This is a genomic window from Paenibacillus sp. SER-28 (genome assembly GCF_052906305.1).
The window spans coordinates 133,721-157,795 of sequence record NZ_JBRECM010000012.1; the positions used below are offsets into that span (position 1 = coordinate 133,721).

At 45.0% G+C, this 24,075-nt stretch carries 23 protein-coding genes, 6 tRNA genes and 1 pseudogene; 4 read left to right on the forward strand and 26 right to left on the reverse strand.

Features of this window, described 5'->3' with window-relative positions; translation table 11 throughout:
* Window positions 1–137 precede the first annotated feature (137 nt).
* From ACUYLD_RS22210 to ACUYLD_RS22220, 3 genes and pseudogenes are all read right to left on the reverse strand, one after another.
* Window positions 138–1,577 carry a 6-phospho-beta-glucosidase gene (locus ACUYLD_RS22210; RefSeq protein WP_348623525.1) on the reverse strand — a complete coding sequence of 480 codons (1,440 nt, stop codon included), beginning with the start codon at window positions 1,575–1,577 and terminating at the stop codon, window positions 138–140.
* 915 nt (window positions 1,578–2,492) lie between these two features.
* Window positions 2,493–3,281, reverse strand: coding sequence for a TrmH family RNA methyltransferase (locus ACUYLD_RS22215; RefSeq protein ID WP_250260448.1), 789 nt, complete (start codon window positions 3,279–3,281; stop codon window positions 2,493–2,495).
* Window positions 3,282–3,357: 76 nt separating this feature from the next.
* Window positions 3,358–4,023, reverse strand: a pseudogene (locus ACUYLD_RS22220) (potassium channel family protein); the annotation flags it as partial.
* Between the two features lie 160 nt (window positions 4,024–4,183).
* On the opposite strand from ACUYLD_RS22220, the gene ACUYLD_RS22225 reads away from it, so the two are divergent.
* A complete protein-coding gene (locus tag ACUYLD_RS22225; protein WP_016819939.1) occupies window positions 4,184–4,417 on the forward strand; it encodes a small acid-soluble spore protein SspI in 234 nt (77 codons plus the stop codon).
* Between the two features lie 151 nt (window positions 4,418–4,568).
* On the opposite strand, the gene ACUYLD_RS22230 is transcribed toward ACUYLD_RS22225, so the two are convergent.
* The 3 genes from ACUYLD_RS22230 to ACUYLD_RS22240 form a co-directional block, all read right to left on the reverse strand.
* On the reverse strand, window positions 4,569–6,149 hold the full coding sequence (locus ACUYLD_RS22230) for a peptide chain release factor 3 (protein WP_013311888.1): 1,581 nt from the start codon (window positions 6,147–6,149) through the stop codon (window positions 4,569–4,571).
* 308 nt (window positions 6,150–6,457) lie between these two features.
* On the reverse strand, window positions 6,458–8,014 hold the full coding sequence (gene zwf / locus ACUYLD_RS22235) for a glucose-6-phosphate dehydrogenase (RefSeq protein WP_446676001.1): 1,557 nt from the start codon (window positions 8,012–8,014) through the stop codon (window positions 6,458–6,460).
* 187 nt (window positions 8,015–8,201) lie between these two features.
* On the reverse strand, window positions 8,202–8,966 hold the full coding sequence (locus ACUYLD_RS22240; RefSeq protein ID WP_250260447.1) for a YwmB family TATA-box binding protein: 765 nt from the start codon (window positions 8,964–8,966) through the stop codon (window positions 8,202–8,204).
* A gap of 245 nt (window positions 8,967–9,211) precedes the next feature.
* Between ACUYLD_RS22240 and ACUYLD_RS22245 the strand changes: the two genes are divergently transcribed.
* On the forward strand, window positions 9,212–9,655 hold the full coding sequence (locus tag ACUYLD_RS22245) for a hypothetical protein (RefSeq protein WP_254350126.1): 444 nt from the start codon (window positions 9,212–9,214) through the stop codon (window positions 9,653–9,655).
* Window positions 9,656–9,730: 75 nt separating this feature from the next.
* Here ACUYLD_RS22245 and ACUYLD_RS22250 read toward each other — a convergent pair whose 3' ends face one another.
* The 14 genes from ACUYLD_RS22250 to ACUYLD_RS22315 all read right to left on the reverse strand — a co-directional run bounded on the left by ACUYLD_RS22250 (window position 9,731) and on the right by ACUYLD_RS22315 (window position 21,636).
* The gene (locus ACUYLD_RS22250; protein ID WP_013372995.1) at window positions 9,731–10,381 is read right to left on the reverse strand and encodes a response regulator; all 651 of its coding nucleotides are present in this window, start codon (window positions 10,379–10,381) and stop codon (window positions 9,731–9,733) included.
* The gene (locus ACUYLD_RS22255; RefSeq protein WP_250266655.1) at window positions 10,359–11,438 is read right to left on the reverse strand and encodes a sensor histidine kinase; all 1,080 of its coding nucleotides are present in this window, start codon (window positions 11,436–11,438) and stop codon (window positions 10,359–10,361) included. Before ACUYLD_RS22255 ends, ACUYLD_RS22250 begins: the two co-directional genes overlap by 23 nt.
* Window positions 11,439–11,454: 16 nt before the next feature.
* Complete coding sequence (liaF, locus tag ACUYLD_RS22260; protein ID WP_061829897.1) at window positions 11,455–12,102, reverse strand: cell wall-active antibiotics response protein LiaF; 648 nt, start codon at window positions 12,100–12,102, stop codon at window positions 11,455–11,457.
* A 149-nt stretch (window positions 12,103–12,251) separates the two neighbouring features.
* On the reverse strand, window positions 12,252–12,956 hold the full coding sequence (locus ACUYLD_RS22265) for a PspA/IM30 family protein (RefSeq protein ID WP_061829898.1): 705 nt from the start codon (window positions 12,954–12,956) through the stop codon (window positions 12,252–12,254).
* Window positions 12,956–13,444, reverse strand: a complete 489-nt coding sequence (locus ACUYLD_RS22270) for a PspC domain-containing protein (RefSeq protein ID WP_013311896.1) — start codon at window positions 13,442–13,444, stop codon at window positions 12,956–12,958. Before ACUYLD_RS22270 ends, ACUYLD_RS22265 begins: the two co-directional genes overlap by 1 nt.
* A 7-nt stretch (window positions 13,445–13,451) precedes the next feature.
* Window positions 13,452–14,123: a PspA/IM30 family protein gene (locus ACUYLD_RS22275; protein ID WP_013311897.1), complete on the reverse strand. Its 672-nt coding sequence runs from the start codon at window positions 14,121–14,123 to the stop codon at window positions 13,452–13,454.
* A gap of 92 nt (window positions 14,124–14,215) precedes the next feature.
* Window positions 14,216–14,527: a LiaF transmembrane domain-containing protein gene (locus ACUYLD_RS22280; protein WP_013311898.1), complete on the reverse strand. Its 312-nt coding sequence runs from the start codon at window positions 14,525–14,527 to the stop codon at window positions 14,216–14,218.
* A gap of 127 nt (window positions 14,528–14,654) precedes the next feature.
* On the reverse strand, window positions 14,655–15,920 hold the full coding sequence (locus ACUYLD_RS22285) for an MFS transporter (RefSeq protein WP_416145631.1): 1,266 nt from the start codon (window positions 15,918–15,920) through the stop codon (window positions 14,655–14,657).
* A 113-nt stretch (window positions 15,921–16,033) separates the two neighbouring features.
* Window positions 16,034–16,585 carry a TetR/AcrR family transcriptional regulator gene (locus tag ACUYLD_RS22290; protein ID WP_446676002.1) on the reverse strand — a complete coding sequence of 184 codons (552 nt, stop codon included), beginning with the start codon at window positions 16,583–16,585 and terminating at the stop codon, window positions 16,034–16,036.
* A gap of 439 nt (window positions 16,586–17,024) precedes the next feature.
* Entirely contained in the window at window positions 17,025–17,264 is a 240-nt protein-coding gene (locus ACUYLD_RS22295) for a NifU family protein (protein WP_254326669.1), read from the reverse strand.
* A gap of 321 nt (window positions 17,265–17,585) precedes the next feature.
* Window positions 17,586–18,983 (reverse strand): Fe-S cluster assembly protein SufB, encoded by a 1,398-nt coding sequence (sufB, locus tag ACUYLD_RS22300; protein WP_446676003.1) that lies wholly within the window; start codon window positions 18,981–18,983, stop codon window positions 17,586–17,588.
* 43 nt (window positions 18,984–19,026) lie between these two features.
* Window positions 19,027–20,334 carry a Fe-S cluster assembly protein SufD gene (sufD, locus tag ACUYLD_RS22305; RefSeq protein ID WP_446676004.1) on the reverse strand — a complete coding sequence of 436 codons (1,308 nt, stop codon included), beginning with the start codon at window positions 20,332–20,334 and terminating at the stop codon, window positions 19,027–19,029.
* Between the two features lie 23 nt (window positions 20,335–20,357).
* Complete coding sequence (gene sufC / locus ACUYLD_RS22310; RefSeq protein WP_023990247.1) at window positions 20,358–21,134, reverse strand: Fe-S cluster assembly ATPase SufC; 777 nt, start codon at window positions 21,132–21,134, stop codon at window positions 20,358–20,360.
* The gene (locus tag ACUYLD_RS22315) at window positions 21,115–21,636 is read right to left on the reverse strand and encodes a MarR family transcriptional regulator (RefSeq protein WP_023990248.1); all 522 of its coding nucleotides are present in this window, start codon (window positions 21,634–21,636) and stop codon (window positions 21,115–21,117) included. The genes sufC and ACUYLD_RS22315 overlap by 20 nt, the downstream gene beginning before the upstream one ends.
* 204 nt (window positions 21,637–21,840) lie before the next feature.
* Here ACUYLD_RS22315 and ACUYLD_RS22320 point away from each other — a divergent pair, with 204 nt between their 5' ends.
* Both ACUYLD_RS22320 and ACUYLD_RS22325 read left to right on the forward strand, forming a co-directional pair.
* On the forward strand, window positions 21,841–22,026 hold the full coding sequence (locus ACUYLD_RS22320) for a hypothetical protein (protein ID WP_446676005.1): 186 nt from the start codon (window positions 21,841–21,843) through the stop codon (window positions 22,024–22,026).
* 711 nt (window positions 22,027–22,737) lie between these two features.
* Window positions 22,738–23,235 carry a tyrosine-type recombinase/integrase gene (locus ACUYLD_RS22325; protein WP_446676006.1) on the forward strand — a complete coding sequence of 166 codons (498 nt, stop codon included), beginning with the start codon at window positions 22,738–22,740 and terminating at the stop codon, window positions 23,233–23,235.
* A gap of 257 nt (window positions 23,236–23,492) precedes the next feature.
* Here the strand turns inward: ACUYLD_RS22325 and ACUYLD_RS22330 are convergent.
* The 6 genes from ACUYLD_RS22330 to ACUYLD_RS22355 all read right to left on the reverse strand — a co-directional run bounded on the left by ACUYLD_RS22330 (window position 23,493) and on the right by ACUYLD_RS22355 (window position 23,997).
* A tRNA-Leu gene (locus ACUYLD_RS22330) sits at window positions 23,493–23,571 on the reverse strand.
* Window positions 23,572–23,582: 11 nt separating this feature from the next.
* Window positions 23,583–23,657 (reverse strand) — tRNA-Cys (locus ACUYLD_RS22335).
* A gap of 12 nt (window positions 23,658–23,669) precedes the next feature.
* A tRNA-Gly gene (locus ACUYLD_RS22340) sits at window positions 23,670–23,741 on the reverse strand.
* Window positions 23,742–23,748: 7 nt separating this feature from the next.
* A tRNA-Gln gene (locus tag ACUYLD_RS22345) sits at window positions 23,749–23,823 on the reverse strand.
* A 10-nt stretch (window positions 23,824–23,833) separates the two neighbouring features.
* Window positions 23,834–23,906: transfer RNA gene (locus tag ACUYLD_RS22350), tRNA-His, on the reverse strand.
* A 17-nt stretch (window positions 23,907–23,923) separates the two neighbouring features.
* Window positions 23,924–23,997 (reverse strand) — tRNA-Trp (locus tag ACUYLD_RS22355).
* Window positions 23,998–24,075 lie beyond the last annotated feature (78 nt).

Consider the following 24,075-nt stretch of genomic DNA (forward strand, 5'->3'; position numbering starts at 1 on the left):
AGTAACAATCCTAAAAATGATGGAATTGCGTCAAGTATAGCCCGAAGAGGAACGATTGTCAACGCTTTCAATGAAGAAACGGAGATCGGAAATCCCCGTGGGCGCGGGACGTCCGATCCTATTTACTTGTGGTACGATTATTCGCCCAGATTTTCGCCGTCGGAATGAATTACGTTTTTGTACCAGTGGAAGCTTTTCTTTTTAATACGTTTCAACGAACCGTTGCCTTCGTTGTCACGGTCCACATAAATATAACCATAGCGCTTTTTCATCTCTCCTGAGGAAGCGCTGACAATGTCAATAGGTCCCCAACTTGTGTAACCGATAATTTCGACTCCGTCTTGAAGAGCCTCACCCATTTCGGCAATATGCCGCTTGAGATAGTCGATCCGGTAATCGTCGTTAACTTCTCCTTCAGGCGAAACCACATCATTGGCACCAAAACCGTTCTCCACTACGAACAGTGGCTTTTGGTAACGGTCATGCAATTGGTTGGCTGTGATGCGGAAACCTTTGGGATCGATCGTCCAGCCCCATTCGGACTTGTCCAGATATGGATTGGCTACGGAACCAAATACATTACCACTGGTCATGTTCTTGACGATTTCCGGGTCTGTGCTGGTCGTCCGGCTCGAATAATAGCTGAACCCGATATAGTCAACGGTATGATCTTTCAGAATGGCTGCGTCGCCTGATTCCATCTCAATGTTTAATCCATGATCCTTGAAGAAGCGCTTCGCATAACCAGGATATTCACCGCGTGACTGTACATCAATAAAAAAGTAGGACTCGCGGTCTTTTTCCATACCCTGATACACATCCTCGGGATTACATGTATACGGATAGAAGCTGCCGGCAGCAAGCATACAGCCAATTTTGGCATCTGGAATGATCTCGTGACACGCTTTTACAGCCAGCGCGCTTGCGACAAGCTGGTGATGTGCAGCCTGATACTGAATTTGTTTAACGTTCTCACCTTCTTGAAAAACAAGACCTGCGCCGAGAAACGGCAAATGGAGAAGCATGTTAATCTCGTTGAATGTCATCCAGTATTTCACTTTATCCTTATAGCGGGTGAATACTGTTTTGGCATAGGTTTCAAACAGGCCTACCAGCTTCCGGCTCCGCCAGCTTCCATATTTCTCGACCAGATCTACCGGCACGTCAAAATGAGCGAGGGTAACGACTGGCTGAATGCCATGTTTATGCAACTCGTCGAACAAATCATCGTAGAATTGCAAACCTGCTTCATTAGGAGTAGCGTCTTCTCCCGTTGGAAAAATACGAGCCCAGGCAATGGAAACACGCAGCGCCTTGAAGCCCATTTCTGCAAATAGCGCAATATCCTCGCGATAGTGATGATAGAAATCAATGGCTTCGTGGGAAGGATAGAATTCGCTTTCAAGTGGAGTCAGCGAGGGAACATTTCCTTTCATTATGCTTCTTCTCTTCTCTCCGGTAGGCAGCAGATCCACCAGACTCAATCCTTTACCGTCTTCCAAATAAGCGCCCTCGGCCTGATTGGCAGCAAGAGCACCTCCCCATAAAAAGTCTTTAGGAAAAATATAACTGGACATAAACATTCTCCTTCCAAATGTGTGATAAAAGGGGTAGCGAAGGGTGATAGACAATAAAAAAACCCAAACCAGCCTGTATACACTTACAGTGTAAACAAGCCAATTCAGGTTATGCCCTATCGGTAACATCCCATGAAAAGGTTATACGTATTTGATTGAAACTCTAACAAAGATTTGGGAACCTGTCAAATTCATTTTGATAAATAACACGCAATTAACAAACCAACAACATTACTTCAATCGCCTATTGGGTAATGAAAAGAACCATGAAAGAGACCTCAGATAAACGACTTTACGAAAGATACCTGGCTGTTCGTCTTCGTCTGGAAGGGCACATGTTTTCGGAGATCGGTGATCTACTCAGTCGCTAATTTAAAATATTTTGTTGCAAGAAATTTAGAAAATCCCTTTGCATAGAGCCAAGGGGTATAATTTTTTTGATTATCTTGAACCTCCAATGCTGTCCTTTACTGTTAAATGACCATATTGCAGAAGACAGATATATGGAATGATATTTTTGTTCTTGTAAATCAGCTACTTCAAATTCAACTTTTTGTACTACTTTAGTGGAAAATAGATTCAGGAAAAGGATAATAATTTTATCATTATTTAGGAGTAATATAGCTCGACTTGTCCAAGCCGAAAGGCTTTGAGGAGTTGAATAGCAGATAAGCATGTTAGGTTCTCTATGCGATTCAGTTAGCTTATTAATAGTTTTTTTGTTAATGAATATCATAATCAAATACCTTTCTATTTGGAATTCAAATGAAATAGCTTTTTAGAATATTTATTCAAAATTCCAATTGTTTATGATAAGAGCAAATATATTATATAAGCGTAGATGTTCCTAATCTCATTTGACAATATAATAGTCTCACTTGATGTTAACCGCACACATGCACCCATGTTCTTCTCTTAGTTTCGTTGTCTCATCGCCTCAAATAATAGCACTGTAGAAGCCATCGCTGCGTTTAGTGATTCCGCTTGCCCCTGCATCGGAATGAATACCGACTCATCCACCATGCGCGCGGTAGCAGCAGAAATCCCTTGGCCTTCGTTTCCGATCACAAGCCAAGTGGAAGCGCGCAAATCTATAGTATAGCATGACAAGCTCGCATCCAGCGAGGTGCTGAGCAAGCGGGCACCTTTACTTTTGGCCTGCGGTAAAAGCTCCTCCAGGCTGCCTTCAATCACCGGCAGGTGAAACAACGATCCCATCGTGGAGCGGATCGTTTTGGGATTGTACAGGTCGGCGCAGCCATGCCCCAATATTACGCCTGCGGCTCCAGCAGCATCCGCGCTGCGGATGATGGTGCCTACATTGCCGGGGTCCTGCACCCCGTCCAGCACCATCACCAGTGCATCCGGCTGCTCCAGCAATGCCGGGAATGCACTGCGCTCCTCTTTATGCACGATGGCAAAGACCGACTGCGGCGTCTTCGTATCGGTGCATTTTGCAATGACTGCCGCTGACACGGGAACCCATTCCACCGGCTGGGCGGCTGGATCCAGGCCATTCAGCTCGGCGGGAATGCCCTTGTCCAAATCATAGGCGACGATTTCGACAGCCGCGTCCGAACGCAGCGCTTCCTGCACCAGATGAATACCTTCGACAATATATTTATGCTGCCGTGTACGATGCTTTTTCTCCAGCAGTTGCGCCCACTCTTTTACACGCGCATTATTCGGTGAAATGATTTCCATTCGTTTAACCTTCCGTTTCTTTGTCCGTTTCTAAAAATAAATGATGCATCACTTGTAATTGAACATCAAGCCTTCATTAGGCTGCAAATGCCAGCTCTAGCTTGGTCAAATCATCCTTGTGGCCCACAATGACCAGTACATCACCCGGCTCCAGACGATCTTCGGCATAAGGTGAAATGTTCATTTCCTGATTTCTGCGAATCGCCATCACATTGCAGCCAAAGCGTGCACGTATGTCTAGCTCCTTCAGGTTTTTGCCAATCATGGAATCGGCGGCTCTCATCTCCAAAATACTGTAGTCCTTGGACAGCTCGATATAATCCAAAATGTTGGGAGATGTCAAATGATGGGCTACCCGTAACCCCATATCCCGTTCAGGATAAACGACTTTATCCGCACCTATTTTTTGCAGCACTTTCCCATGCAGTTCATTTTGTGCCTTGACCACAAGAGCGGGTACGCCCATGTCCTTGAGAATCAATGTCGTCAGAATACTGGCCTGTATATCTTCACCAATCGCAACTACGATTACGTCAAAATTACGGATACCCAGCGCTCGCAGCGCTTCCTCATCCGTCGAGTCGGCAGACACCGCATGCGTCACAATATTCGACATTTCCTGTGTACGCTGCTCGTCCGAGTCAATAGCCAGCACATCAAAACCCATCTCACTCAACGCACTGGCAACACTGGAACCAAAACGGCCCATACCAATGACCGCATACTGTTTTTTTGCCATTCCTTCTTTACCTCCCGATCACCATACTGTCCGTCATAGTATAGCATATCATGCTACAAACATAAATTTTGACATACTTATGCCAAATGCTTCTCCATGTATACTGGACAACAGCCCAAGCCATAATACATTCGACCACTACTACAACATACGGGAGGTACACATGCCCATTACAATGGATTTACGACAAGCAATTGTTCACAAAGTACACGGCAAATCAGAAGCTGATCTTACGGACATGATTATTGGGTCAGTGGACGGACCGGAGGCCGCTTTGCCTGGGTTGGGTGTCATTCTTGAAATTGCTTGGAAGCATATGAGTCCAAACCAGCAGCACGATTTCGTCCATTTGGCACATGAACAAATCGATAAAATCAAACCCGTACCCTTAACCTAGCTCTAGCTATTTAACATTTGGTTCCGATTTAATTGTGCTCATTATTTTACCCGTATTCGAAAATGAGAATAGTCCACTCGCATTAACATCGAGTGGACTATTCGTTGTATACACTAAATGACTGAGATCAAACTGTTCTGCTTATTCAATCTTATGGAGCCATTTCTAAGAACTTAGCTGTCGGATTTTTCTCCATAGCCGTACGCATGGCATACTCGTTTTCGAACAAGGCGACATAATTGCCCTTCTTATCCTTTACCAGTGTAGAGTTAATACGGAACTTGCTCGGATCAATCTGATCATCCACAATCCAACGTGCAAATTGGAATGGCATACGCTGAAGCTGTACATCAACTCCATATTCACCCTTCATGCGGTACTCAAATACTTCAAATTGCAGTTGGCCGACAACACCCAATAACGTATCGTCAAAGCTTACCGTACGGAACACCTGAATCATACCTTCCTCGGTCAACTGATCAATACCCTTCAGATACTGTTTGTGCTTTAAGGCATTTTTCACCGTTACCTTGGCAAAAATCTCAGGCGAGAAGGTCGGCAATTCATCAAACACAACCTCGCTACCTTGGCTGAGTGAATCACCAATACGGAAAATACCCGGGTCAAATAATCCTATAATATCGCCAGGAAAAGCCTCCTCGACAATATCACGGTCCTGTGCCAGGAACTGCTGTGGCTGAGATAGCTTAATCTCCTTGCCCATCCGTACATGCTTAACACTCATCCCGCGTTGAAACTTACCGGAGACAATACGCAAAAATGCAATACGGTCACGGTGAGCCGGGTTCATGTTCGCTTGGATTTTAAATACATAGCCAGTAAACTTTTCATTTGTTGGCTCAATTTCCCCGGCTGTACTACGGCGCGGCTCCGGTTTAGGAGCAAGCTGAAGGAAGTTTTCCAAAAATGTTTGTACACCAAAATTATTAATCGCACTGCCGAAGAATACAGGTGTTAATTCTCCGCGCTGTACTTTCTCCATGTCAAAAGGGTCACCCGCGACGTCAAGCAACTCCAAGTCTTGGCATAATTGGTCATGCAAATATTCGCCCGCCATCTCACGAATGATCGGATCATTGTAATCTTCCACTTTCTGTACTTTGATCGTGGAATGATCATCTCCCTGAAACAGCTCGACCTGATTTTTGACACGGTCATAGACACCGCACAGCTCGCGTCCTGTACCAATCGGCCAATTCATAGGCACCGAACGGATGCCAAGCACCTGCTCCAGCTCCTCCATCAAATCAAAAGGACTGCGTCCCTCACGATCCAGTTTGTTAATGAAGGTGAAAATCGGAATTCCACGCTTCGCACAAACTTGAAACAGCTTAATCGTTTGCGCTTCCACACCTTTCGCTACGTCAATCAGCATGACTGCACTATCTGCTGCTGTTAATGTACGATACGTGTCTTCACTGAAATCCTGGTGACCTGGGGTGTCCAGAATGTTGATGCGGTGACCATTATAATCAAATTGCATTACTGAGGATGTTACAGAAATCCCCCGCTGTTTTTCAATCTCCATCCAGTCACTCGTGGCGTGTTTGCTTGCTTTACGCGCTTTAACTGAACCCGCAAGACGAATCGCGCCCCCGAACAGCAGCAGCTTTTCCGTCAGTGTCGTTTTACCCGCATCCGGGTGAGAAATAATCGCAAACGTACGCCGTTTGTCGACTTCCTGTTGAAGTATATCTGTTGTTTTACTCATTTCACATATCCCTTCATGATCAAATCCATTGCATTACTGCTCAAGCTATCCATAAAAAGGCCATGATGCACGCCTGTTTTCATAAGTTCATCGGCTCTATCGGCTATATTGCCGTTAGCTCCAGTATTCGGCGTACTCCGTTACCATATTCATTATAAATACGATCTATTTACATGTTTTAGCCTGCCTTTAACTTATAATCAGTTGCAAACTGAAAACCTGAGACTAAGCTATTATAGCACACTCCGAACGCAAAGCATCCCCTTACGTCCTGAACAGGACATAGGGGGATGCAGGACAAATCGGGATTACTGAACGCCGCCTACTCGCCAGATGACATTATCTTCATCCTGACCGCTAACCGGCCACCACTTGAAGCCATCCTGCTCCAATAGCTTGTGAGCACCTTCCGGTCCCCATGAACCTGCAGCATAGGTTTCCAGCGTATCCGGGGTCTGCTGCCATGCTTTGGCGATTCGATCGACGAATCCCCATGCCGTGGCAACCTCATCCCAACGCGTGAAGTACGTCGAATCACCCTCAATTGCATCCATCAGCAACCGTTCATAAGCCTCCGGTGAGTTGATACCCACCATACAGCTTTGGCAAAAATCCATAGCCAGTGGCTCAATATCTGATTCCGAACCGGGTTTCTTGGCATTGATTTTAATGTAAATGCCCTCCATTGGATTGACCCGAATCACGAGCAAATTCGGTTCCAGCTTATGCTTTTGACCGAGGTACACGTTCGTTGGCATGCTCTTAAATTCCACAACAATCTCCGTTGTTTTTACAGGGAGACGTTTGCCCGTACGGATATAGAACGGTACGCCAGACCAACGGAAATTATCAACAAACACGCGTGAAGCAAAATAAGTCTCTGTGTTCGACTGTGGATCAACCTTGTCTTCTTGGCGATACCCCGGCAACTGCTGACCGCGATAACTGCCTTCGGTGTATTGACCACGCACCACATTGGTTTTCACATCCTCAGACGTTTCAAAAGGGCGCAGCGAACGCAGCACTTTTACCTTTTCATCACGGATATCCTCAGGCAACAAGCGACTAGGTGGCTCCATCGCAATCATCGTTAGCATTTGCAACATATGGTTCTGTCCCATATCCCGCAAGGCGCCGGAATGATCGTAGTAACCTCCGCGTTCCTCCACCCCTACCGTTTCACTAAGCGTAATTTGCACATTGGCAATATGCTTATTATTCCACAGTGGTTCAAAGAAGGCATTCGCGAAGCGGATCACCTCAATATTTTGTACCATTTCCTTGCCAAGATAGTGATCAATCCGATAAATTTCTTCTTCGGCAAATACTTCTCGTATTTCAACGTTCAATTCTTGTGCAGATACGAGGTTATAACCGAATGGCTTCTCAATCACCAGGCGATTCCAGCCCTTTCCATCCATCATGCCGCCATCTTTCAAACTCTTCGACACGCTTCCGAATAACTCAGGAGCCAAGGCCAAATAAAACAACCGATTTCCCGGTATGTTAAACTTGCTTTCTATAGACTCCGTCTGCTGTCTCAGCTCATGGAACCCTTCGACATTGTTGATATCCAGCGATTTATATTCAAAATGCTCGGCAAATGCCTGCCATTCTTGATCATTTTCTGCTTTGTAGCGACTAAACTCCTGTATGGAAGCATACAGGTCATTACGGAATTCTTCTTCTGTGCGAGGACGCCTTGCTACACCAATAACGGCAAAATCTTCAGCAAGCTTGCCTTCGCGGTACAAGCTGTAAATAGCAGGAAAAAGCTTGCGACGAGCCAAATCGCCCGTAGCGCCAAAAATAAACAGAACTGCGCCTTGCGTCACAACAGATTCTTTAACAGGTATGTCAGCCATGAAGTACCTCATTCTTCCCATGTCAAGATTCCGCAATCCACAATCCCCGAAATCTGCATGTAGTATTGTGTATATTTATACAAGATCATACTTGATTTTCGAAAAACATGGAACTAAAGATTTGTTGATATTTTATCATATCCTACATGGATAAGCTATCCGATGAATCATAAATTTACCTTATAAGTCAGTATTCAATCGTGATAAGCGGGAAACCGAGTGTTATACGTGTATCCTGCTGCTCCCTATCTTCATGTACAGCCATCTGCATCTGGACCTGATGCTCACCGCTTTGAACCATTAACGGCAGCTCTGGAGCTTCATAGGATATAGCCACAGTAGTAGCATCCGTATATCTTTCTTTGGCCTGCATGGAGATGTTCCCTGCTAAGCTCGCCTCTGTCAGTTTCAACAGTTGATCTTTGGATTCCTTTGTATGCAGCAAACGCTGAAGGGCCGTGTTCCACTGTGCTTGAATTCCCATAGACTTTAATTGCTCAGCACAAAGCTTATGAAGCTGAATTAACCGCTCACGTCCTGCATCATTGCTCTCCAGTTGAACAACTACATACCATTGTCCAGTTTGACGTTCCATCACATTTAAGCGGATTCTTAGATCCTCACTATCACGAACAGAACGATAAACCGTGTGTCCATTTTCTACGAGTTTGTTTACTGTGGGTATATTCAGCTGATCAGCTATCTGTGCCGCCACATCTGCTGGCTCTTCATGGTTAGAAATCCAATCGCCTTGCCACTTCACAACCAGCTTATCCAACGTACCCGGGGTCTGATCCGAGATGATTAACAATGAGCGTAAAGCCGTTTCTGCCTCGCGGGAGTCATTTCGGTTTGTCTGAAGGGTTCCGTAACGCCAGCCAGCTAGTACCAGCACCGTTCCTAATACCAAAATTGCAATAATCCCCTTTTTAATCAGCTCTGCTTTTAACATTATCGTTCCCCCCGCTCCACAACCATCCGATTCCCACACTTACGCTCTGGATACTTTCTTTTCGGCTGGATTGAAATCTATGAATCTATCAATAGCATTCCCATTGTCAGAGGTTTTATACACACAGCATTTGGCAAAGCCCTTCTAAAATATTCATCTGCCTACTGGGTGTTCGACCATACGTCGTAGGCACCGTAAGAATAGACTATGATCACAATGCATCTTACACCAAAAGAGGTGAAATCATGTTTCCGATTTATCCTGTAAATGAAGCCAATGTGGCACCTCATGGTGGACGTCTGGTCTGTGCCGTTATGCGTGATGGTACACGACACATCGGCATCTTAAGTGGGTGTAGCAAAGGCAAGCTGATGTTGAACGGATATCCACCTTCTTTTCCTGGCAGTCTTTATGCCGGGAGCTACAGTAACAAAGGAAAACAAACCCCGAAAAAGATTTCCTCTAAAAAGAAAAAAAAGAATCCTAAAAACAAAGCTCGTACCTCGGCCAAACTAAATGCCTTAATTAAGTCGCCCAACGCACCTCTGAGCCCATCCTTTCCTTATGACGCAGGCGGATTTGCTGGAAATGGCAGAACAGGCTATCGCGGTGGGTACGGCGGATATGGATACGGGGCAGGGCTTGCATTAGATCTGGCTTTAATCGCCTTTTTATTCCTCCTGATCTAAACAACTTGTTATGGAACACAAAAAAACCGGAGGACTATTGTCGTCTCCGGTTCTTTGTATTCGTTTATTCTACTTCTACTCTGCTAATCCGTTCTTATAGGCATAGATCGCCGCCTGTGTACGGTCTTCCACTCCTAATTTAGCGAGAAGGTTCGTGACATGGAATTTTACCGTCTTAATCCCGATAATCAGCTCATCTGCGATATCCTGGTTAGACTTCCCTTGTGCCAACAGGCGAAGCACCTCCATCTCACGATCAGTCAGCTCCGTATGCGCGGGTGCCTCAGCCTGTGGCTGGCGGAATCGATTCATCATCTTGGAGGCCACCTGTGACTCTAGTACGGACTGTCCGCGTGCAGCTGCACGGATCGCATCCGCTATCTCGGAAGCACGAGACGTTTTGAGCAAGTAGCTGAATGCCCCTGCCTCAATGACCGGATACATTTTCTCATCGTCCAAATAACTCGTCAGCACAATCACCTTGGTCTCTGGAAGCAGGCGAGTTACTTGGCGTGTCGTTTCTATGCCATCCATGCCATCCATGACCAGATCCATCAAAATCACATTTGGCTTGTATTCGGAAGCCAACCGTATGCCTTCTTCTCCGCTTCCGGCCTCGCCGACCACTTCAATACCTTCTTCCGTCCCCAGCACCGCCGCAAGACCAATCCGTACCATTTCATGGTCGTCTACCAGCAGTACGCTAATCGGTAATTCCGTTTCCATGATCATCGTTCCTTCCACTTTCATCATTAATAACTGGCACGGACACCTCGATCCGTGTTCCTTTTCCCGGAGCCGTTATATACTGAATAGCTCCCCCAATCTCACTGACCCGCTCCTGCATTGTGGATAATCCATATGAAGTCTGCTTTTTCTCATCCAGTTCAAAACCAATACCGTTATCCCGAATCGTCAGCCTGATAGAATCCGGGCGTTGCACGATACGAATTTCCATGCGGGTTGCTTTGGCATGGCGCAATGTATTAGACATCGCTTCCTGAACAATGCGAAACAAGTGGTTCTCAATGCCTTTAACCAACTGTACTCCGCTTTCCATCTCAAAATCAATCTCCATCGGTACCTTTGCCTGCAACTCTTGTACCAAATCACGCAAACCCTGCTCAAGCCGTTTCCCTTCCAGATAGACAGGCCGCAGATGAAGTAGTAACGCCCGCATTTCGGATTGTGCCACGGAAGACATTTCTTCAATTAGAGCAACTTGCCGCTGCGCTTTATCAAAATCCTTATCCAGCGTCCTCCCCACAGCCGTTGCCGTCATTGAAATAGCAAATAATTGCTGTGATACGGCGTCATGCAACTCTCTGGCCAGCCGCTGCCGCTCCTCCACAATCGCAGTCATCCGTGCCTGTTCTGCCAACTGAGCATTATCCGTGGATAAGCGTTGTAAAGACGTAACTTGTTCCTGCCATTTACGCCCAATCCGTTCCAGTTGCTCTCCCAACCTGCCAAGCTCATCATGCCCTAGGGGCGGCAACTCACGTGCAGGCGTTCCCTTTTCCCACATCAGCAACGTCTCTCTCAACATTTCCAGTCTGCTTTTAAAGCGGTAGCTTTCATAAAATCCGTACATTGCCCCTGTACCAATCAACACCAGTATAACGGCTCCTGCAACTTTCAATATCATTCCCCAGGTTGGGAACGACTTCACATATCCATATGTATACAGCATATAAAAGACAACTACGCCCACAACAACACACAGGAGGATACCTTCACCCATACTGCGGGTTACCATGTTGGACGTTTTTTTATGATTCATCCCGGCTCCTCCTGATTCAATAAAATCGGACGCGGACATCGCCCGCCAAGTACGAAACGACAAACTTCACTTTATACTCACTCTGCTCAAAATGGGGAGACTTCCAAACCAGTCGATTGAGCATCCCCGCCTCATGGTCACGGTCAAACTGAATCTGTCCGAACAATATGAACATCTCCACCTCTACACCGTAATTATCCGGTAGGGTGATGTCAATGTCACCGAAGATCCCCTGCAAAAATATGACGGGCTCACGTTCCTCTGGGAGAGCCAACGTCAGGTCGGCATCCACGTCCCCAACCACATGCCATATGCTTGTGCTGCGCAGGCTCCAAGGCACTTCATCCCATTTATGATTGGATATAAAATTGTGCTTGAATATGGAGCTTTGACCTTTATGCAGCTTCCTTGAACGTGAATAGAATACAGCTAATGATGCTAGTGTAACTACCACAAATAGGAACAAATGATCCAGTACTAACAGTCCAGCACCAATCGCAAGCATCGTGTAGCCCTTTTTGATTTTGGAATTACGGATCTTATATATTCCGGCCAACATTAGGATCAGTGCAACCACGGAGAGGAACCCAATCCACTGACCGAATAAAATGATAATCCCGATGCCAATCCCTGCCAGTGCCAAGGCTGATTTTCTTCTCTCCATGCTGCACCCCCTTTTTGTTTATACAGGACGGAAAAGCCATAGTGGCGCAACATTCCGCCATATGGCTTTCCTGAACCATACAGATTAGGCACGATCATCGACCAATGTCCATTCCATACAGCATATCATAATGTCTTGTTTCCGAGTAGTCAGTCCTTCTTCATATCGACTGGTTTAGCACCTGTCTGAATTTTGGACTTAAGCTGTTGAAGCTGCTCATCCACTTTAAACTGTTTTTCAGCCTCAGCCGGATTAACATATGCTTCTCCTGGAGCTTGACGGTAAGGAGCACGCAGTACGTCAGCTTCAGCTTCCATTTGCATGATTTTTTCTTCCATACGGTGGAAGCCCAGTGAAGCAGACCCACTTTCAATCGTGTGCAAACTATTGATTTGAGACATTTGCTTTTTGGCTTTCGCCATTTGAGCACGGGATACCAACTCATTGCGCTTGTTGCGCATTTTATAGAATTCATCTTTCATGTCGTGAAGCTGCTGTACCAATTCTTTTGCTTGAAGCTCAGCTTGTGTATGCAAGTCGCGGTATTCGTCCTGCTTCTGCACAAAATAAATCTTCTCTCCCAACAACTTGCGCGCTACTTCTTCCTGACCATTTCGCAATGCGGATTCAGCTTGTTTCTCACGCTCATTGGATACACGTACCGCTTCCTCCAAACGCTGTTTCATACGTCGTTCATTCGCCATTTGCTTGGCAACCGTTACCTCAGCCTCGTGAATTTCCGCCTCCATATCGCGCAGATATTGATTCAACATAATAATCGGATCTTCCACTTTATCCAACACTTCATTCACCGATGCTCTTGTCATATCCTTCATTCTTTTAAAGATCCCCATTATTTACGATCTCCCTTCTCAAATTGCTCTACTTTTTTGCGTAACTCTGCCAATTCTTTTTTCATTGCCTTTTTCTCGATATCTTCCATCATGGAATCCAGGTCACTGTTCTGACCTGTGTTAAATTTAGATGAGTTGCGGGCATCTTGACCAAAAAACGGATTCGAATTGCCATATGCACCGCCCTGGTTGTAACCCGTTCCCTGCCCATACTGCGATCTTGTATTGTTACTGCCATAATAGCGTGGATCCTGTTGATTGTAGGGACCGCTGTCAGGGCCAAATCCTCCATCGAAAGGAGATCTCGGCTCCTTGGAGATAACCAGGGCCGCAATTACATAAATCATAAATGTGGTTCCTGCTGTAATAAAGAAACTGATCACAACCAGAATACGAATCCATGTTGAGTCCATTCCTGTTGCGTCAGAAAGACCGCCACATACACCTGTTATTACTCTATCCCGGCTTGATCTGTAAATTCGGGTCATTATCAAATTACTCCTTCCCACTGTTGTTCAGCTTGCTTTTCAGTCTCGCCCACTCTTGTTCGAGCAGCGATCCACCGCCTTGGGCATCCTGTGCATGGTCGCCCTCACCCCGACGTAAATCACGCAGACTCATCGTTTCTGCTTCCATATCGGCTACCCGGTCTTCCAAGCGGTTGAACATTCGGGGAACATTCCGTCCACCGTATGTACCAGCCCGTTCGTTCATTTGCTGCTGGAGTCTCAACGTCTGTACACGTGCCGCATAATACTGACGCTTGCTGTGTACCGTTTGATATTCTGTCTTTAATGTATCTAGCTGTTGTTCTAGCTCACGTAGTGATTCACGGCTCTGCTCCCACAGTTCTCTATACTGCTCTTCTTTTTCTGCATATAGCATTTTCTCCTGAAGGGCCAGCTTCGCGATATGTTCTTCATCAGCCTTCAAAGCCAGTAGCGCCTGTTCCTCCCGTTTGGTCTGCATGGACAATGCATGATCCAACTGCTGCTTCATCTGTCTTGTATGCATCGCATACTGTTGATGGAGTTTTTCCGCTTCGGCAATTTCCTGGCGGGTATTATACAAGAACTGGTCAATCAGTTGCACTGGGTCTTGGCTTTGTTCCAAATGCTCATTAAAGGTCGCTACCGTGATATCGCGCATTCTTCGAAAAACACTCATTTGCGTCTGCTCCTTTCACAATTCGTATCCCATAATTCAACAATTCAACACTTCGTTACTGCAATCTTTCTTCATTCGCCAAACTGCTAAAATCAGTAACGTCTTCTGCGGTCACTCAGCAGGGAAACACCAAATATGATTAACCCGATTGCCAGTAGCGGTCCCAGAAGCCAGGACAGTTTGCCAAGCAAAATCAGTACCCCAAGTACAAGTACGATCCAGCCGAAGAGCGCATTTCCTTTTTTCACACCGTAGTAGCCTAGCATGACCATAGCTATCGGAATTAAGTAACCAATCAGATGTCCTAAAAAGTGACCGAAAAACGGAGTAAACTTACCGAGCAGCATAATCGAACCCAACACGATCAGTACAATGGCTAACCCATTCCCTTTGTTAACTCTCATCATCTCTCACCGCCTTTCACTGTGTCTTGCTTATGTCCTTATTGTACGCTGAACAAGCGTTTGACAAAACGGACCCCAGACGGTTTTTGAACCTAGACCTAAGTCGGGGATGAGTATAGACCTGCGGCTATCCTCCTCTATGCTGTTCTGCTGCACGGGCTATCGAGTGTTGCTCACCCGCTTGCTTGGAACGTAGTGAAAGGACGAGACAAGCCAGCAACGCTATAGCTGCAACCATATAAGGCAGATTAATATGAACATCGAACAGCAATCCCGCAACAAGCGGTCCAATCACATTACCCAAGCTGGTATAGGACGAGTTCATGCCTGCCACAAAGCCTTGCTCATCTCCAGCCTGCCGCGATAGAGAAGTGCTTACTGCCGGACGAAGGATATCCATAGCCAGAAAAATGATGAAGGTCGTCAGCATAATCATCACGTACTGTTCAGCAAATAGGGTTAGAAAAATGAACAGGCCCCCAATAGCCAAACAGAGGTGAATTACTTTTTTTTCTCCAAAACGATTAATGATCCATCCAAATATAGTCGCTTGGACAACTGCTCCCAAAATGGAGCCTGTCGTTATGATGATGGCAATATCCATCGGTGTAAAACCATATTTATGGTCAACAAACAGTCCAAATACTGTTTCAAAGTTCGCTAACCCAAAAGCAACGACAAATACAATGAGTAAACCCATGAAATATGGAGATTGATATGACTTGGCAAATTGCTGCAAAAGATTTTCTTTTTGACGTGGAAGCTCTCTATTATATTGTTGCTTTTCCTTGCTTAAAGACTCAGGCAGTACTAACAGAGACAAGATAGCTGCTATTCCCGCAGCTCCTGCTGCCGCAAAAAAGGGAATGCGTATTCCATATGTGGCAAGCAATCCGCCAATCCCTGGCCCGATTATGAAGCCTGTGTTGATCGCTGCATTAATCATTCCCATTCCCTTGCCTCTTTCCTCAAACGAGGTCACGTCAGCAACATAGGCCATAATAGAAGGAGTAAGTAACGCTGCCCCTGCTCCACCCATGATTCGTGCTATGAACAGGGTAGGAATGGAATTCGCCAGTCCAAAAACAAGCTCTGATAACATGAAGATGAACATCCCAGAAACAATTAACTTTTTACGTCCATAACGATCAGACAACTTTCCTGACAATGGTGATAACAAAAGCTGTGTCAACGCAAAAGCTGCAACCATCAGTCCCATCGAGGAACCATTCATCCCTAGCTCACTTATAAACTTAGGTAACACAGGGACAACCAATCCAATCCCCATGAATGCCAAAAAAATGTTAAGCATCAATAATAGCATTGCTCCTCGATTTCTTGTGAGTATAGACATATTTCCACCCTTCCTTTTCCGTATCTCTTTATTCAACATCAGGTAAACTTCATTATTCTTTTTCAAAAACAATTGAAACTAAAATTGTTTTCTTAGTTTTCATATAAAAAAATGGCCTCTTCAAATATGCAGCATATTGTTGAGGCTATTTTTTATTTTTCGACCAATCCGAACAACAAAATATCTACAATAGAATAAGTTGCTTCCTCTACCGTCACACTGTTATCCAGAAAGAAACGCTGATCAAGCGTTAAATTTACAGATTCAATAATAAGCTTCATGATCAGAGCCTCATTTTTGTTCACAATAATTCCTTCACGTATGGCTTCCTGAATTAATGTTCTAATCGGAGACCAGTCATTTAAATCGGCATGTACCCTTTTCCATTGCTCAGGATAATACTTTTTCATCTGGTCCAATATTCTTAAATCGTAAAACTTATAATACAGAGGCATGACCCTAATCGACTGCTTAATCTTGTCTAACAAAGATAACTCATTATTTTCGATAATCTGCTCAGTTTTTCGAATCATATCATCATTTGTACGCTCAATAAGTGTTTCTAAAATAAGCGTCTTAGACGAAAAATTTTCATACAATGTACGCTTACTAATAGCGAGTCTTTTCGCAAGATCATCCATAGTAAATTTCAATCCATTTTCATGAACTTCATCTACAAAAGCCTCCAAAATTCTTTCCTGCATATTCGTCCTCATTTCTCTCGTACTTAATAAACTGAAAATGTTTTTTCAGTACCACCATCTTACTATAAGATCAAAGACCGGGTCAAATTTAAATCTATTGAGAAAACCTAAGCAAAGTTCTTGCCTGAACTAATCTAAATCCAAGTTAGTTTTGTTCCTTAAATCATGAGTATGAATAATAAAAAGGATGATAAAATGCTTTTAAGCACTTTATCATCCTTTTGTGTATACCGGCGAGAGGACTCGAACCTCCACGGTTTCCCACTCGATACCGAATACAATCTTGATAATACTTTGTTTGATGAAGTAAAAAAAGTGTTACTCGTCGATTTCAACCCGCAAGGTAATCTGTCGATGTACTTTGGTATTGAGCAGCGGGATCAACTTCCGTAGCTATGGTCTGCGACAGGACTAACTCAGTTGCTCAGTATCAAGGAATTTAGAATACTTGTACAACTTCTTTAATATCATCAATTTCCTCAAGAATTGCGCGCTCAATAGCAACCTTTAACGTAATCGTAGCACTTGGGCAACCATTGCAAGCTCCCAAAAATCTTAATTTTGCTATACCGTTCTCAACCTCGACCAGTTCAGCATCTCCACCGTCACGCAGTAAGAAAGGACGTAGTTTGAGAAGAACTTCCGATACTTCATCGAATAAAACTCTATTTTCATCCATTATGTCAACTCCTCCCATTGTTTTACCATTCGTCAAATCAGACCTTTTTTCACCCTAGATCGTCTGAGTGATCCTTTGCTTTTTGCCTAAGAGTGACCTCTTGATCCGAAAGTTCCCTTATAAGCGTATGAATAGAGTCTAAAGGTATCATCACACCACAACTTGCGCTCAATCCTGACAGCATATTGAAGCAGAACTGAAGTTTTCGTATCTCTCGGGCAATTTGAGCTAGTTCTGAATCGTCCGAATTATTTTTCTTCATTACTAGCACCTCGCACTTCTTTAAAGAATGATAAAGGTTTGATCTATTAAATTAATGAATCAACCGATGCTTCCTTCCATCTCAAATTGAATCAACCGATTCATTTCAACGGCATATTCCATTGGCAATTCTTTGGTAAACGGTTCAATAAAGCCCATTACAATCATTTGTGTAGCATCTTGTTCTGTAAGCCCGCGGCTCATTAAGTAAAACAATTGTTCCTCGGACACTTTGGATACTGTTGCCTCGTGCTCCAAAGTAATCTGATCGTTTTTAATTTCATTGTACGGAATCGTATCTGATGTTGACATGTTGTCCAATATCAACGTATCGCACTTAATATTGGACTTGGACCCTGCGGAATCGCGGCTGAAGCTGGACAACCCTCGGTAGTTTACTTTTCCGCCCTGCTTGCTGATGGATTTGGATATAATCGTAGATGTTGTCTCGGGAGCAAGGTGAATTACCTTCGCGCCAGCATCTTGATGCTGATCTTTACCGGCTACGGCAATAGACAGGATGGACCCCTTGGCTCCCCGTCCTTTCAATAATACTGCCGGATACTTCATTGTTACCTTGGAGCCGATGTTGCCGTCCACCCATTCCATTGTGGCATTTTCTTCTGCCACAGCCCTTTGGGTTACCAAGTTGTAGATATTAGGAGCCCAATTCTGAATGGTCGTGTAACGGACACGGGAATCTTTCCGGCAAATAATTTCAATAACTCCACTATGCAGAGAACTGGTACTATAAATAGGTGCTGTACATCCTTCAACATAATGGACAAAGCTGCCCTCTTCGGCAATAATTAATGTCCGCTCGAATTGACCCATATTTTCAGAATTAATACGGAAATAACCTTGTATAGGAACCTCGCACTGAACACCCTTCGGAATGTATACAAAGCTACCGCCTGACCAAACCGCACTATTAAGCGCCGCAAATTTATTGTCGGCGGGAGGGATGATCGTCCCAAAATGTTGCTTAAACACTTCGGGGTATTGCTTTAATGCACTATCCGTATCAAGGAAAATAACGCCCTGATCCTCCAGTTCTTTCCGCATGCTGTGATAAACTACTTCCGACTCATATTGAGCGGATACGCCCGCCAGGAATTTTTGCTCCGCTTCAGGGATTCCCAGCTTGTCAAAGGTTGCTTTGATCTCGGTAGGAACCTCCTCCCAGGTCTTTCCCTGTTTTTCAGAAGGGCGAACGTAATACTGGATGTCATCAAGATTTAGCCCGGTCAAATCCGCTCCCCATTCAGGCATCGGCATTTTGTAGAATTGATTCAAAGCTTTCAACCGAAAATTGAGCATCCACTCCGGCTCTTCCTTGATTCGGGAAATTTCCCGGACAATCTCTTCCGTCAGACCTTTTCCAGATTGAAAAATAGACTGGTGCTTGTCGCGAAACCCATATTTATATTCGCCCATATCTGGTGCTTTTTTAGCCATTAGTATCACTCCTTTTTTACCTTTCAAGATTCATTTTGATTTGCTATGATCTGCCGAGCTTGCTTTCCACTAAATCTTTTAGGCGACTGCGAACACCTTCCAGCGGGATCTCCGAAATGACAGGAGCGAGAAACCCGAATATAACAAGATGTTCGGCTTCACTCCGTGATATCCCGCGCGACATCAGATAATAGATTTGCTCTGCATTTACTTGCCCCACGGATGCAGCATGACTCGCGGTTACATCATCCTCATCTATCAGCAGGATCGGATTGGCATCGCCGCGAGCTTTAGGACTTAGCATAAGCACGCGTTCTGTTTGCTGACCATCACAATGGGTTGCACCTTTTTCAATCTTTGTAATGCCGTTGATAATGGCCGTAGCTTCTTCAAGCATGACTGCACGCGTAATCATCTGGCTTGCCGAGCTTCTGCCAAAATGCTGAGCTTGAGTTGTATAGCTCGATTTTTGATTGCTCGTGCCAATAGCAATCACCTTATTGTCGGAGACCGCCCCGTTGCCTTGTAGCAAAGTCTTGGTATCGCTGGCGGTATAACCATTGTTCATCTCACCGATAATCCATTCCACACCCCCATCAGCAAGAACCACCGCCCGTCGCTGGGTGAAATCTGTTGTAGTTGCAGCAAGCTGATGAACCGAAGCTACTTGCACCTTTGAGCCCGCCCCCGCGAAGACCTCCGTCACACCGTTATGCAATACCTTGACATCATCACCACTCGATACACAATTATCCACATAAGTGATCTTGCTATTGCTCCCTGCCACAATTAAGACGTGAGGAGCAAAACACACACCGCTTGTATCGTTAAGAAAGATCGCTTGAATAGGTGCTTCAACCTCTACACCGTCTGGGATATATAGAAAAACGCCACCACTCCATAAGGCACTGTGTGCAGCAGATAAACGATGTTCTTCTGGCTTTACTGCCTGAAAGAGATAACGTTGAACCAGCTCCTCTTGCTCTTTTGCCGCAGTATGCAGATCCGTTAAAATGACTCCCTGGGCGGCTAAGCTCTCGGACAATTTCGTATACACTACATCCGAGTTGAACTGAACGATTAGTCCGCCTTTCACCGGAGAAGCAACCAAACCTCGAACAACCTCCGGCGCTTCCTCCAAACTAGACCACGCATTCTCAGCTTTGTAATCTCCACTTTCGTAGATATCCCATTTTTCGAGATTGATTTTCTCCACTTTAGGCAACTCCAGCGTCCCTGCCAGTTCGAGTGCGTGAACGCGGCGTTCAATCAGCCAACGAGGTTCATCCTTAGCGCTTGACCATGCGCGTAAATCGTCCACATTCATTGAAACTCTAGCTTGTATATCCACGTGCTGTTCCTCCTCTCCGGCTTTTAAGCTTCCCTTACCGTCTCATCCGTAATCCCAAGTTCCTCCTTCACCCAATCGTACCCTTCAGCCTCCAAACGGTGGGCAAGCTCCGGACCGCCAGATTTAACTATCCGGCCTTGCATCATGACATGCACAAAATCCGGGGTAATATAATTCAACAGTCGTTGATAATGGGTGATGATTAAAAAGCCTCTATCCGGGCTGCGCATCTCATTTACGCCATTGGCCACAATACGCAGTGCATCAATATCAAGCCCTGAGTCCACTTCATCCAGGATCACAAACTTGGGTTCAAGTAGCATCATTTGCAAAATCTCATTCCGCTTTTTTTCACCGCCAGAGAATCCCTCATTCAAATAACGATGCACAAATTCCGGGTTCATCTCCAGCCCCTTCATTTTGCTCTCCATTTCACGGATAAAACGGATTAAGGATATCTCATCGCCTTCTTCACGCCGTGCATTGATGGCACTTCTGAGAAAGTCCGAGTTGGTCACGCCAGCAATTTCACTTGGGTATTGCATAGCGAGGAACAAGCCTGCCTGGGCACGCTCATCCACCTCCATCTCCAGAAGGTCTTCATTGTCCAATGTCACCTTACCGCCAGTAACCTCATATTTGGGATGGCCCATTAAAGCTGAAGCCAATGTACTTTTTCCCGTCCCATTAGGCCCCATAATCGCATGAATCTCTCCGCCATGAATCTCCAGTGTGAGCCCTTTTAAAATTTCTTTCCCTTCAATCTTGGATCTTAATTCCTCAATCTTTAATGTCGTCATTTATCGTAAACTTCCCTTCGGAGTATTCTTCGGCACGCGCCACCAAATCACTCATAAATTTTCCAATAGTCTGCAGCTCAACCTCTGAATAGGATTCAATGAATTGGTAAAACCTTTCTTCTTTTTCTTTGTGCAGTTCTTTATGCAAATGATAAACGTGTCTTCCCTTATCCGTTAAACTAAAGTAAATCTCCTTACGATTGCTGTTCAGTTGACTTCTCATAATGAAGCCCATTTCCAGCAGCTTTGCACTAATTTTAGTAATGCTAGCTTTGGACAACCCCATCTTCTCCACAATCCCGGTATGATTTATCGGTTCATAATCACCAATACAATCAATAACGTGTACACTAGTAATATTGTTGGAGAGCATGTCAATCTGGTACTTTCTGGCCTGTTGTCGAAACGAGTTAAATTCTTGTTCAGTATACAGCTCATTCAGATGTAGCATTTTAATATATTGCTCGTAAAGATGACCTTTAAAATGATTTTGAAACTCCAATTTCCCAATCTCCCCTCTCTTGTAGTAGTTGCAGACCAAGTTCAGTGTCACCATTAGATTATTTTTTGTTTACTAGTGAACAAAATCATATTAACACAATTGATATTGATAATCAATATCAATTGTGTTAAAAGGCGCTTTTCATGGGTTTGTTGTCATTGTCGTCGGCCTCATGCTGTGTTTTGACTAGGGCACGTCCCGGAAATGGTTTTGCCTACCTCTGATCAATCCTGCTTTGCGGGGGTTGAACAATGGAACCAATTCGGCAGCACCCGGATGGATCTGGTAACCGAAGCCAAGTCCAATACCGTTGCCTATGAACGTCATGGTACACCTGCCACAGACCGGGGTCGCTACCGTAAAAAGAGGACAAAGGTGGTGCTTGGCTGAGCTGTTTTAAAGCCGTACCGCCGCGTTTGAGTACGCTATCGTGAGCATGTATGGCAATGAATAATCCGTCAGTTACCTGTGTCTGGATATGTTATGGGGCCAAAGAGTATACCAAAAACTGTGGTTTTTGCTGGTGAATCCGAACAGGCGATGCTCCATTCTAGCCAGCACCGATCTGACACTGGAGGCGACCTAGATCATCGAACTTTATACCGCCCGGTTCAAAATCAAATGCACCTTCTGGGCGCTAAAGCAATCCATCGGTGGATTCAGCTACCACTTTTGTAGCAAATCCATTCCGAAGCTCAACCGGTATTTGAAAAAGGATCAGGTTCACCCTCTGGAGTTGTTGGAAGAGGAGAAAGCGCAACGGGACATCCGCCTAACTGTAAAGATGAGAATGGTAAACGATAACCAAAATGGATCCCTACGGGGCTTAAGATAAAAGGAACCAAGAAAAGAGCCGAAATCTTGCTTCAGGAAGCCAGGAAGAATTATCATATGGAAGGACAAGCACTCGCGGTTGAAAACGAAGATATGCTGTAAGAGTAAAAGCGGCTACTCCATCCGTTAATAGCAAAAGGCTGTTCGCAGACTTTATGCTTCAATAGCTAGAGATGATGAAAAACAGTATCGGGCTTATCTCCTATATCTCCTATTCCGACACTGTAAAAGGCCGCGTAGATCCTTTTTCCGAGAGAAAGGGATGTATTGCTTGATGATTTAACTACAGAGGATTTTCAGACCTTGTATACCCATGAAATGAATGTGCAAGGTGTCAGCGCCAATACCGTTATTCATTACCACGCGAACATTTGCAGAGCCCTTCAGTATGCCGTGAAAATAAAGCCGATTGTGGCGAATCTCCCTGACTTAGTTGAAAGCTCAAAAAAGAACAATTACGTCGTGAGCTTCTACAATGCCGAGGAGCTGAATCAACTCCTCGCAGTAATCCGAGGCGAAAGAATTGAGCTTTCCGTTATCCTGGCTGCCTCTTATGGGCTAAGCCGAAGCGAGGTCGTAGGATTAAAATGGTCGGCTATTGATTTATTGAATTGGACTATTAATATTAAACATACCGCCACATCGGGCAATTTGAATGGTAGATATATTGAAATTGAAAAGGACCGAACCAAGAATAAAGCCAGTCGCCGTATACTGCCACTGGTGGAGACGTTCTATGAGCTTCTGATCCGTATGAAGGAATAACAGGAATCCTATCGCTTATCTTCTGACAATTCTTATTGTCTTGAATACCTGGATTATATTTATGTAGATGTATTAGGGGTAAGCATGAAAGAAGTTCAGGAATGGCCGGGTCACAGTGATTACGCAATAATAGCCAATATTTATTCGCATTTGGAATACAACTCGAAAGTATCTTCAGCTCAAACAATGAGTGGGGTACTAAAGCTCAAATAAAAAAAGCCCACTAGAGACTATCTCTAATGAACTCTTTTAGTTAATACCGGCGAGAGGACTCGAACCTCCACGGTTTCCCACTCGATTTTGAGTCGAGCGCGTCTGCCATTCCGCCACGCCGGCATATTTAATTATGGAGGCGCCACCCAGATTTGAACTGGGGAATAAAGCTTTTGCAGAGCTTTGCCTTACCACTTGGCTATGGCGCCAGAGTATAACAAAGCGGACGACGGGAATCGAACCCGCGACCCTCGCCTTGGCAAGGCGATGCTCTACCGCTGAGCCACGTCCGCATAAAGATGGCTGGGGATATAGGATTTGAACCTATGCATGACGGAGTCAAAGTCCGTTGCCTTACCGCTTGGCTAATCCCCAATAAGTAAAGGGCGGCCGATGGGGCTTGAACCCACGAATGCCGGAGTCACAGTCCGGTGCGTTAACCACTTCGCCACGACCGCCGCAAGTAATGAATAATTGGCAGGGGCAGCAGGAATTGAACCCACACCAACGGTTTTGGAGACCGTTGTTCTACCTTTAAACTATGCCCCTATAAAACTGGTGGAGGATGATGGATTCGAACCACCGAACCCGTAAGGGAGCAGATTTACAGTCTGATGCGTTTGGCCA

What these genes read in the sequence shown, in the direction of transcription:
- ACUYLD_RS22265 (WP_061829898.1), bottom strand. Translation starts at nt 12,956, where the DNA reads ATGGGGATCTTTAAAAGAATGAAGGATATGACAAGAGCATCGGTGAAT.
- ACUYLD_RS22230 (WP_013311888.1), bottom strand. Translation starts at nt 6,149, where the DNA reads ATGAGTAAAACAACAGATATACTTCAACAGGAAGTCGACAAACGGCGT.
- ACUYLD_RS22285 (WP_416145631.1), bottom strand. Translation starts at nt 15,920, where the DNA reads ATGTTGAATAAAGAGATACGGAAAAGGAAGGGTGGAAATATGTCTATA.
- ACUYLD_RS22210 (WP_348623525.1), bottom strand. Translation starts at nt 1,577, where the DNA reads ATGTCCAGTTATATTTTTCCTAAAGACTTTTTATGGGGAGGTGCTCTT.
- liaF (WP_061829897.1), bottom strand. Translation starts at nt 12,102, where the DNA reads ATGGAGAGAAGAAAATCAGCCTTGGCACTGGCAGGGATTGGCATCGGG.
- sufC (WP_023990247.1), bottom strand. Translation starts at nt 21,134, where the DNA reads ATGACGACATTAAAGATTGAGGAATTAAGATCCAAGATTGAAGGGAAA.
- ACUYLD_RS22295 (WP_254326669.1), bottom strand. Translation starts at nt 17,264, where the DNA reads ATGGATGAAAATAGAGTTTTATTCGATGAAGTATCGGAAGTTCTTCTC.
- ACUYLD_RS22280 (WP_013311898.1), bottom strand. Translation starts at nt 14,527, where the DNA reads ATGAGAGTTAACAAAGGGAATGGGTTAGCCATTGTACTGATCGTGTTG.
- ACUYLD_RS22255 (WP_250266655.1), bottom strand. Translation starts at nt 11,438, where the DNA reads ATGAATCATAAAAAAACGTCCAACATGGTAACCCGCAGTATGGGTGAA.
- ACUYLD_RS22290 (WP_446676002.1), bottom strand. Translation starts at nt 16,585, where the DNA reads ATGCAGGAAAGAATTTTGGAGGCTTTTGTAGATGAAGTTCATGAAAAT.
- ACUYLD_RS22320 (WP_446676005.1), top strand. Translation starts at nt 21,841, where the DNA reads ATGGTTTTGCCTACCTCTGATCAATCCTGCTTTGCGGGGGTTGAACAA.
- ACUYLD_RS22215 (WP_250260448.1), bottom strand. Translation starts at nt 3,281, where the DNA reads ATGGAAATCATTTCACCGAATAATGCGCGTGTAAAAGAGTGGGCGCAA.
- ACUYLD_RS22240 (WP_250260447.1), bottom strand. Translation starts at nt 8,966, where the DNA reads ATGTTAAAAGCAGAGCTGATTAAAAAGGGGATTATTGCAATTTTGGTA.
- ACUYLD_RS22250 (WP_013372995.1), bottom strand. Translation starts at nt 10,381, where the DNA reads ATGGAAACGGAATTACCGATTAGCGTACTGCTGGTAGACGACCATGAA.
- ACUYLD_RS22275 (WP_013311897.1), bottom strand. Translation starts at nt 14,123, where the DNA reads ATGAGTGTTTTTCGAAGAATGCGCGATATCACGGTAGCGACCTTTAAT.
- zwf (WP_446676001.1), bottom strand. Translation starts at nt 8,014, where the DNA reads ATGGCTGACATACCTGTTAAAGAATCTGTTGTGACGCAAGGCGCAGTT.
- ACUYLD_RS22225 (WP_016819939.1), top strand. Translation starts at nt 4,184, where the DNA reads ATGCCCATTACAATGGATTTACGACAAGCAATTGTTCACAAAGTACAC.
- sufB (WP_446676003.1), bottom strand. Translation starts at nt 18,983, where the DNA reads ATGGCTAAAAAAGCACCAGATATGGGCGAATATAAATATGGGTTTCGC.
- ACUYLD_RS22245 (WP_254350126.1), top strand. Translation starts at nt 9,212, where the DNA reads ATGTTTCCGATTTATCCTGTAAATGAAGCCAATGTGGCACCTCATGGT.
- ACUYLD_RS22270 (WP_013311896.1), bottom strand. Translation starts at nt 13,444, where the DNA reads ATGACCCGAATTTACAGATCAAGCCGGGATAGAGTAATAACAGGTGTA.